10 protein-coding genes and 1 tRNA gene are annotated in these 8,823 nt (G+C 40.2%); 3 read left to right on the top strand and 8 right to left on the bottom strand.

From position 1 onward, the window contains the following. Positions 1-294 precede the first annotated feature (294 nt). Positions 295-993 (top strand): hypothetical protein, encoded by a 699-nt coding sequence (locus O7C57_RS15960; protein ID WP_269723325.1) that lies wholly within the window; start codon positions 295-297, stop codon positions 991-993. 143 nt (positions 994-1,136) lie between these two features. On the opposite strand, the gene O7C57_RS15955 is transcribed toward O7C57_RS15960, so the two are convergent. The 8 genes from O7C57_RS15955 to mutY form a co-directional block, all read right to left on the bottom strand. After that, a complete protein-coding gene (locus O7C57_RS15955) occupies positions 1,137-1,289 on the bottom strand; it encodes a hypothetical protein (protein WP_269723324.1) in 153 nt (50 codons plus the stop codon). Between the two features lie 351 nt (positions 1,290-1,640). After that, positions 1,641-2,225, bottom strand: coding sequence for an antirestriction protein ArdA (locus tag O7C57_RS15950; RefSeq protein ID WP_269723323.1), 585 nt, complete (start codon positions 2,223-2,225; stop codon positions 1,641-1,643). Positions 2,226-2,549: 324 nt separating this feature from the next. After that, on the bottom strand, positions 2,550-2,834 hold the full coding sequence (locus tag O7C57_RS15945; RefSeq protein WP_008913927.1) for a hypothetical protein: 285 nt from the start codon (positions 2,832-2,834) through the stop codon (positions 2,550-2,552). A gap of 255 nt (positions 2,835-3,089) precedes the next feature. Further along, the gene (locus tag O7C57_RS15940; protein WP_269723322.1) at positions 3,090-4,355 is read right to left on the bottom strand and encodes a tyrosine-type recombinase/integrase; all 1,266 of its coding nucleotides are present in this window, start codon (positions 4,353-4,355) and stop codon (positions 3,090-3,092) included. 195 nt (positions 4,356-4,550) lie between these two features. Next, a tRNA-Phe gene (locus O7C57_RS15935) sits at positions 4,551-4,626 on the bottom strand. Between the two features lie 189 nt (positions 4,627-4,815). Further along, positions 4,816-5,889, bottom strand: a complete 1,074-nt coding sequence (gene mltC, locus O7C57_RS15930; protein WP_163860757.1) for a membrane-bound lytic murein transglycosylase MltC — start codon at positions 5,887-5,889, stop codon at positions 4,816-4,818. A 54-nt stretch (positions 5,890-5,943) separates the two neighbouring features. Continuing rightward, positions 5,944-6,213, bottom strand: coding sequence for an oxidative damage protection protein (locus O7C57_RS15925; RefSeq protein WP_154624074.1), 270 nt, complete (start codon positions 6,211-6,213; stop codon positions 5,944-5,946). After that, positions 6,213-7,277 carry an A/G-specific adenine glycosylase gene (gene mutY / locus O7C57_RS15920; RefSeq protein ID WP_196713846.1) on the bottom strand — a complete coding sequence of 355 codons (1,065 nt, stop codon included), beginning with the start codon at positions 7,275-7,277 and terminating at the stop codon, positions 6,213-6,215. Before mutY ends, O7C57_RS15925 begins: the two co-directional genes overlap by 1 nt. A gap of 406 nt (positions 7,278-7,683) precedes the next feature. On the opposite strand from mutY, the gene trmB reads away from it, so the two are divergent. Next, positions 7,684-8,403, top strand: a complete 720-nt coding sequence (trmB, locus tag O7C57_RS15915) for a tRNA (guanosine(46)-N7)-methyltransferase TrmB (protein ID WP_269723321.1) — start codon at positions 7,684-7,686, stop codon at positions 8,401-8,403. Then, positions 8,403-8,732: a YggL family protein gene (locus O7C57_RS15910; protein WP_163860759.1), complete on the top strand. Its 330-nt coding sequence runs from the start codon at positions 8,403-8,405 to the stop codon at positions 8,730-8,732. Before trmB ends, O7C57_RS15910 begins: the two co-directional genes overlap by 1 nt. Positions 8,733-8,823 lie beyond the last annotated feature (91 nt).

Below are 8,823 nucleotides of genomic sequence, written 5' to 3'. Positions count from 1 at the left end.
TACTTATTTTAAAATAGGTTTAGTTGGGGGATTGATAGGTATACCTTTATGGTTTTTTTATTATCGTAATATGTAAGTAGGTTTGGCTAAATAGTAATGATATTTTCAGTAACAGAAAATATCATATTAATAAATGAAGATGGCAAGTCTGATTAGGGCTTGCCAATGATTTAAGCTGATGATCTATCATTTCTAATGTGGCAATAATTGTGGACTAATAACTACTAATTAAGAAAAAGCTCTCAATATAAAAATTAAATACATCGTGAATCTATAAATAATGGGGTTGAATTGATGTCAAGTTTCATTTTTCGATACTTTACAAAGAGGAAGGTTAGTCATGAAACATTTAATGTCAATCATGATTATTTTGATAATTTCAATAATGCGTTTCTGTTCACAAAAAATTTAGGCTTTAAAGAAAAATGGAATGGCGTTTTAAAATATAAAGAATATGATTATCAATATATTTTTAATAAAGTTTGTTCCCTTTCAGGTATATCCGATTTTTCGCCTTCCGCTGGACAGTGTTTAAAATGGAGTCATTATTTGCAACCTTATTTTCAGGATGTTTTAAAGTGTCGTGTATGGCTTACTATTGGACAACTTTGGAAAGAAGATACTCTTGTATATAGTCCATCAGTCGATGATTTTCAGCGATGGATAAAAAAAGGAATACAACCTATGGATTTTAAAAGTTATTCTGGATTTAATTTTCATGCTTGGCTGACAGTCGAAAATGGGATTATCATAGATATTTCTTTTATGAGCACGTTAGCACAGGTATTACCGAGATATTTTGGTGAAGCTTGTGGCCGTGTAATTTATGGGAAGCCTGAGTACATACTTCCTGAGCACAAATATGTACCGATGATTGTTGGCTGCGATATTGCTGAGAAAATAGAGGAATTATCTTTTATTGAATTTCTAGCTCACAATTATATTGATCTATATACTGTGCCTTTTGCTTTTATCCCTGATAAACAAAGCTAATCATAAATATTTATTCCAAACTACACATTATTATGTTGAATTTAAACCTGATTAGAGTGTAAGCTTATTATAAAAATAATAACCAACAACGAACTCACTGCCAAATACCCCTTTGGTTTTGTTTCCACCATGATAAGTTCCATCTAATGCACCTTCTGATATCCATTCTTACTCAGACAACTGGATGATGAATTGGCTAATTTACCCGTAACATAAACCCCATTGTCCGCTTGTGCGATATGACTAAGTAATATCGCAGTGACACCTAAGCCAAGTGTACTTTTTAGTAACTCCATACTTATTCCTATATATTTATGAATGTCCCTTCATCATGAAGAGGTTCTATTTAAAATTAGTGTTATTTTTAACGAAGATTGAACTTAGCACAAATTTTCTGATGATTCTTTATGCAAATGCTAAAAATTTAACGTGAGTTTGGAATAAGCAACTATTAGGTTTTTTGGGGGATATTTTAGTGAAAAATAAAAGAAAACCTTTAGGCTACCTTCACGGATATGCGTGAAGGTAGCTAGATTGATTTAGTTTGGATTGTGTTCTAACTCGCGAATATAATTAGCATGTTACTACATCATTTGTTCTTCCCTATAAAGGTAGAGAACTGCTCTACCATCATCATGTTATTCTACTTACTCTCCCGTGTGATAAACATATCCCCCACCGTAAAAAATGCCCCCTTGTTCAAGGCAAATATCATGCCCATAACGTTCATAATCAAAGTAGCGTAGTAAGTCACCGAGAGAGTCTAAGTCATAACAACCGCTTTCTTCAATCCAGTAATAACCTAAATCATATTCATCATTCACATCTTCTAATTGTTGGAAAGAATCTAAATTATCCGCTAAATGAATTAAATCATGGATTGAACTCGCTGAAGCTCCGATTTCAATAGCTGCCTGATAAAGGTCAATTTTATCAGGCGATAACATGGCTAATTGGATGGCTAACTCGTTCAACTCATCTAAAAGGCTATATTCTGAAATGTAGGAGGAAAGGCCATCAATTGAGGATTCATAGTCGGTCAAAAAATACTCTTCATAGTGAATACCATCAATACCAATACGCACTAAACAGTGTTCGATATCTTTTGAGGTTGCTGGAAGCTCAAGCCACTCACCAACTAGTTCACCTTCGTTATATTTTCCTAAGTTCGTAATAAAAACAGAAATCACCCCCGATTTTAGGCATGGGGAAGCCGTCGCTGTTATGCGCATATTCATGTCCTATTATTGATGTATTGTGATTTAATTAATGGCGATATTTTGATAAAGGGATCTATTTCCCTTTAGAAGATGATATTGATATAAAAAGTCAATCAGCTGAAAACAGACAATCTGTTTTAAAAATGATTAATGACGGTTTAGAGCAAGATAATGAGTTGCCTTACAATCCCGATAACATGTTATGCTTTCTATCATGATCTCAATTTGCGCGGGTTAAAACGAAAAAAGCCCCTGTCCAATAAACTAGGGTCAGTTCAGACTCACAGACTCCTAAGATATGAAACCCCATCAGGGGCTTCCGTTAACTTATCGCTATCAATCAAACGTGTATTCACACTCGATACATTCATAACGATCAAATACCACGCCATCTAAAGCTGAACCACTCACAGCCCCAGCAGTAGCTCCAGCGACTAAACGTCCAAATAGAGCGCCTACCGCAGCACCAGCAATCGTCCCTACAACAGGAACAGCAGAGCCGATAGACGCTCCAGCTAGTGCGCCTGATACGCCACCAGCAACAGCTCCGGTCTTTTTCCCGATATGACGTTCACGAATGCGAGTTGAATCGCAGGCCGGGCAACGAATGTAATTTTCCATGATAATTTCCTTTTAGGTTGATTTAAAAGCAAAAAAGCCCCTGTCCGTGAGGACAGAGGCTTTCAGTGATAAAGTTTTTTTATTGAATGAGATGTATTACGATAAATCGTGGTTAGTTATCATGCGTTTTGACGATGAAAATTCCCATGAACAATATTGCCACCATTTCTCAATGAATCGATATAGTCGGCATACTACCGTAGTATTCGACTCCTCGTATTGAAAATGGATCTCCTATATGACATGGCTAAAGTTTTAGTGACTCATTGGATTATTCAACTTTGCAAAGTCGAATGGCGAAATAGTTTGTTCCCGATTAGCATCCAAATAATCAGCCCACCATTGCACCATTAATCGACGTTCATCAATATGTTCTGCCTTATGAATATAAGCAGCCCTCACTGAGTTACGTTCTTGGTGGCTCATCTGACGTTCTACGGCGTCCTTAGACCATAAACCTGATTCAACTAATGAACTACACGCCATCGTTCTAAAACCGTGTCCACAAATTTCAGTCTTCGTATCATAGCCCATGACGCGTAAGGCTTTATTGACTGTATTTTCACTCATGGGTTTAAAGGGATTATGAGCGCCCGTTAGGATCAATTCATGTTCACCCGTCCATGCCCAAATTTCTTTCAGTATAGTGATGGCTTGGTGGCTAAGGGGAACTAAATGCGGAGTGCGCATTTTAGCGCCTCTGTGTGAGAATTTAACGCCGGGTATAGGCTTTCGCTGAGCAGGAATAGTCCATAAGGCTTTATCGAAGTCAATTTCAGACCAACGCGCATAGCGAAGTTCGCTTGACCTAATAAACACTAATAAATTTAATATCACGGCTAGGCGAGTGACGGGTTGCCCTTTATAAGCATCGATACGGGCAATGAGTTCAGGTAGACGGTCAAGGTTAAGAGCTGGACGATGTTGGCGTTGTACAGTCGTTACAGCCCCTGCGGTATCAATAGCAGGGTTATAGCCAATAATACCGGATTGCACCGCATAACGCATGACAGCAGCGATACGTTGCTGTAAACGCGCAGCTATCTCATAAATCTCTTTACTTTCTGCTGCACGGATAGGAATAAGCAGGTCAGGGGTTTTGAGGGTAGTGATATCGCGTAATCCAATATAAGGAAAGACATGCGACTCCAAACTCTTTAAAACCTTTTCACTGTGTGATTCAGACCATTTTTTATTGCTGGCATGCCATTGTCTTGCGATGGTTTCAAAAGAGAGGTTAGCATCAGAAGCTGCTTTAGCCACACGTTTTTGTTCGCACGGGTCAATACCGTCAGCAATCAACTTTCTTGCTTCATCACGTTTTAAACGCGCCTCTGATAAAGAGACATCAGGGTATAAACCCAATGCTAAGGTTTTCTCTTTACCTAAGTGGCGGTAGCGTAATCGCCAGTACTTAGAACCATTAGTGTGAACCAATAAGTGTAGACCTGCACCATCGGTTAATTTATAGGATTTCACATCGGGTTTCGCCGCCCGAATTTTAGCGTCAGTCAGTGCCATAGTGAGCTTCCTGAAAGATAAAGTGGGTACAAAATTCTATCGAACTAGTGTATACCCGCAATTGTACCCACGCAATGGGGTTGATGTGGGTAGAATCGAGTAGAATTCAGTGGAGTTGAAACTTTGGGAGAGAGTTGATTTTAGCGGGCTTTACAAACAAAAACAGACGTCGGTTGACGTCTGTTGATAATAAGGTGGTGCCCGGACTCGGAATCGAACCAAGGACACGGGGATTTTCAATCCCCTGCTCTACCGACTGAGCTATCCGGGCAACGAGGCGTATTAAACCTGATTTCACTGTGGGAGTCAAGGTGAATTCAAAAAACTTTCTATCAGATGCGCTTTTTTTCAACATGTTAGCCAACGATTGAACAATTAGCATAATAAAAAGACAATGAAATAAAAAACACTCGAAAGCGCTAGGCTTAAACGAGTGTTTTCTGTTCATACAATGACAAGGTTAGCGACGATAATTTTTTTGCGCTTTATTAACTTTGATTAGATAGTTACGCGATTCGGCTGCTGGGTGTTTTGTTGACAACGTTTCATAGACTTCACCAGGTTCCAATTGATTAATTTTTTGTGCAGCGGTCTTTTTATCGCTATGGAAGACTCTTAGTACGCTACCTGCACCGCCATTATAGGCCGTGATGACAGCATAACGGCGTGAGGTTGCATTTTGAATGTCGCCTAAATAACTGTTTTGTAAAATTGCCAAGTAAGCTGTACCGGTATCGATATTTTTTTCTGGATCGAAGAGGTAACTACGGCTTGGTACACCTGATTTACCTTGGGAACGGAAAACATCTTTTCCTGCCGTGTTTGGCATAATCTGCATTAGACCTAAGGCATCAGAACGGCTGACTGCATAGGGGTTAAAGCTCGATTCGATTTGCATAATGGCTAAAATAAGCGATTCATCGACACCATATTTAGCCGAAGCCTTTTTGATAAATGGCAGGTATTTATGGGCACGTTTATCAAGGTGGTTAGGGACGAGTTGCATCGTGACAGACCAGACAACATTCATTCCTGACTGCCGGCGCTGCATTTTATTATTAATTAGATAATCAGCGTATTTAGTTGCACGCCATTCCCAGCGAATGGGTTCGCCAGTATTATCTAATACCTGACCAAATAAGAACGGCTCTTTACTGTGAGGAATATCGTTAATATCTGAGTATAGGTCAATGGAGTTGGGATCATCACCCATTAATAAGGTTGTGATGATGGCTTTTTTCAGATGTTCTGAAGGCTCTACGGCGGAAATGGTTTCAACTGTGATAGTCCCTTCATCAAAGTTTATGTGGCTCCGAGTACGATACTCATCTGTATATTTCACATAGTCTTTAGGACCGGCAATAAGAACTTCTTTGATCCCCCAAATATTTTCGATATTGTGGGCAAATTGCCCCATAAGAATATCGAACCCATTGGTGTCTTTCACATAGTTAGGATTAAAATCAGATTCTTTCTTGCTGGAGCAGGAGATGAGTAGAGGCACCAGCAGTGTTAGGGCTAACAGTTTTTTCATACATTCCACAGTATTCAAGCTAATGGTCTACCGAATAACAGGTAGACCGATTGATTATTTTTCAGGTGTATAGCCGTCGATATGGATATCGTGTCCTTCAAATAGGAACTTTATCATCTCTTGTTCCAGCATTTTACGATCATCAGGGTTCATCGTATTCAATTTTTTTTCGTTGATCAGCATGGTTTGTTTGGCCATCCATTGACCCCAAGCTTCTTTGGAAATTTCATTAAAAATACGTTTTCCTAGCTCACCCGGATATAGCTGAAAATCTTGTCCTTCAGCATCACGTTGTAAAAAAGTACAAAAAATTGTTCTACTCATTATTGTTTCCTCAGAATATCAGGCGGCACGGCAAGCTGTTGAAGTAAGCTTTCAACCGGCGCAGCTAGGCCGATTGTTGCACCGAGATTTAAGTTATACCAAAGTCCTTTGCCTTCATCCATGGCTGAAGTAAATGCCTGAATATTAACTTTAACAGGAATAATATCCAGATGAAAATGGCTGAAAGTGTGGCGAAACGCAATTAATTGTTCTGGAGTGTCATGTTTGATCCCCGTTTGCGCCAGCCATTCATGCATTTGTTGCTGTGTTTCGAATTGCGGGAAAGCAAATAAGCCTCCCCAGATACCTGACGGTGGACGTTGTTCCAACCAAACCTGTTCTCCGTGTTGCAGAATGAGGAACCAAGCCGTTTTTTCAGGAATTTTTTGTTTCGGTTTTTTACCCGGATAGTTTTGCCATGAATGGTTGGCGTATGCGATGCAGCCTAACTGTAGTGGGCATAATTCACATTTAGGCTTACTACGGGTACATACCATGGCGCCTAAATCCATCATGGCTTGGTTAAAGAATTGCACGCCTTCGTTGGGGGTGACTTTAGCGCTGATTTCCCATAGGCGATTTTCCACTTCTTTTTTTCCCGGCCATCCTTCAATAGCATAGCAACGAGCAAGTACTCGTTTAACATTACCATCAAGAATTGGGTAGTGCTGTTGTTGTGATAGCGACAAGATAGCGCCTGCTGTTGAACGGCCAACTCCGGGAAGAGCGACAACGTCATCAAATGAAGTTGGGAATTGACCATGAAAACGTTCAGCAATCACTTTTGCGGCTTTATGTAAATTTCGTGCACGAGCATAGTAACCAAGACCCGTCCAAAGGTGTAATACCTCATCGAGGGGGGCATTTGCGAGCGCGATGACATCAGGAAAACGGCTGATAAACTTTTCAAAATAGGGGATAACCGTACTTACTTGGGTTTGTTGCAGCATGACTTCGGAAAGCCAGACATGATAGGACGTCTTTTCTTTTTGCCATGGCAAAGTTTTACGTCCATATTTGTGATACCAGTTAAGCACGGCGAGCGAAAATTGTTGAGCTTCCATTGAGTATATTGTTTTTATCGGTAGTTCTATTAAAAGTCAGTGATGCTCAGGATTGCAACATAGACCGAACACACTGTAAACCGCTTATTGTGTGCTAGAGTGTAAAGTTATCCAATTTTCACCTGTAACTTTGGTGGAGTTTTGATAAACTCCCTGCTCTTTAATATATACTCGCTATGCTGCACGGATGTTGGACTTTGTTTGGCTACCTTGTTGAGCTAGCTTAGTGGTGTCGCTATCTGCGCACTTTGAGATATCGGTGTTAGCCTCTCAGTGGACTGAGGGAATTAGAGTATGCAATCTATTTTATTCGTTGTGCTACTGATACATGGAAGAGAGTAGACAGATACAGTCATGTTTCGCTTATTTACTTGATTAGGCAATTAATTCGTAGAATTTTTATATTATGATCAATAACGTCATCTCCCCAGAATATAATGAAGAAGGGCGGGTTATGCGCCGCGTTCGCAGCTTTGTTCGTCGCCAAGGGCGTTTGACGCAACGCCAAGAAGATGCGCTACAAAGTGAATGGGCGGCAATGGGTATCGATTTTGTCGCACAGCCTTTAGATCTTGCAGCGGTTTTTAATAATCAAAACCCTGTTGTGTTAGAGATAGGTTTTGGGATGGGAGCCTCTTTGGTCACTATGGCTTCACAAAACCCTGAAAAAAACTTTCTTGGGATTGAAGTTCATGCGCCGGGGGTTGGAGCATGTCTTGCTTCAGCAAAAGAAGAGAATGTGACTAATTTGCGTGTGATGTGCCATGACGCGATTGAAGTTTTGGACCGTATGATCCCAGATGAGAGCTTATCGATGGTTCAGTTATTTTTCCCAGATCCATGGCACAAGGCGAAACATAATAAACGTCGTATCGTTCAGGGGCCTTTTGCTGATAAGATCCGCACAAAACTTGCTGTAGGTGGGTTTTTTCATATGGCAACGGATTGGGAGCCTTATGCAGAGCATATGTTGGAAGTGATGACTCATGCGCAAGGGTATAAAAACTTATCAGCATCTGGTGATTATGTTCCTCGTCCAGCAACACGACCAGAAACAAAATTTGAAAAGCGTGGCCAGCGATTAGGGCACGGTGTATGGGATTTAATGTTTGAGAGGACAAAATAATGGCTAAGCAACAACGTAGTCGTCGTTTACGCAAAAAATTACGTATTGATGAATTCCAAGAGTTAGGGTTTATCGTAAAATGGAGTTTTGAAGAAGGCACTCCAATTGAAGAAGTTGATCGTGCTGTTGATGCACTGATTGCGGAAGCGATTGAACCGAATGGCTTAGCATTCGAAGCGAGTGGCTATATGAGCTGGGAAGGTATTGTTTGCTTGCAAAAAATTGGTAAGTGTACCGAAGAACACCGTGCAATCGTGGAAAATTGGCTGAAATCAAAAGGCATGAAAGACATCGTTGTGTCTGAACTATTTGATGTTTGGTGGGAATAAGTTCTTAACTAGGTAATCAATTTATTTGGTTTCCTCGTTTTACGAACTCTAACGGTTGTTACGACCAAAGGCATCCTTAATGGATGCCTTT

This window comes from Providencia sp. 21OH12SH02B-Prov, assembly GCF_027362595.1.
Classification (GTDB): domain Bacteria; phylum Pseudomonadota; class Gammaproteobacteria; order Enterobacterales; family Enterobacteriaceae; genus Providencia; species Providencia zhejiangensis.
Note: the sequence above shows the minus strand (reverse complement) of the source record. Positions and strands in the feature narration are given on the sequence as shown.

What these genes read in the sequence shown, in the direction of transcription:
- O7C57_RS15940 (WP_269723322.1), bottom strand. Translation starts at nt 4,355, where the DNA reads ATGGCACTGACTGACGCTAAAATTCGGGCGGCGAAACCCGATGTGAAA.
- O7C57_RS15910 (WP_163860759.1), top strand. Translation starts at nt 8,403, where the DNA reads ATGGCTAAGCAACAACGTAGTCGTCGTTTACGCAAAAAATTACGTATT.
- mltC (WP_163860757.1), bottom strand. Translation starts at nt 5,889, where the DNA reads ATGAAAAAACTGTTAGCCCTAACACTGCTGGTGCCTCTACTCATCTCC.
- O7C57_RS15955 (WP_269723324.1), bottom strand. Translation starts at nt 1,289, where the DNA reads ATGGAGTTACTAAAAAGTACACTTGGCTTAGGTGTCACTGCGATATTA.
- O7C57_RS15925 (WP_154624074.1), bottom strand. Translation starts at nt 6,213, where the DNA reads ATGAGTAGAACAATTTTTTGTACTTTTTTACAACGTGATGCTGAAGGA.
- O7C57_RS15960 (WP_269723325.1), top strand. Translation starts at nt 295, where the DNA reads ATGTCAAGTTTCATTTTTCGATACTTTACAAAGAGGAAGGTTAGTCAT.
- O7C57_RS15945 (WP_008913927.1), bottom strand. Translation starts at nt 2,834, where the DNA reads ATGGAAAATTACATTCGTTGCCCGGCCTGCGATTCAACTCGCATTCGT.
- mutY (WP_196713846.1), bottom strand. Translation starts at nt 7,277, where the DNA reads ATGGAAGCTCAACAATTTTCGCTCGCCGTGCTTAACTGGTATCACAAA.
- O7C57_RS15950 (WP_269723323.1), bottom strand. Translation starts at nt 2,225, where the DNA reads ATGCGCATAACAGCGACGGCTTCCCCATGCCTAAAATCGGGGGTGATT.
- trmB (WP_269723321.1), top strand. Translation starts at nt 7,684, where the DNA reads ATGATCAATAACGTCATCTCCCCAGAATATAATGAAGAAGGGCGGGTT.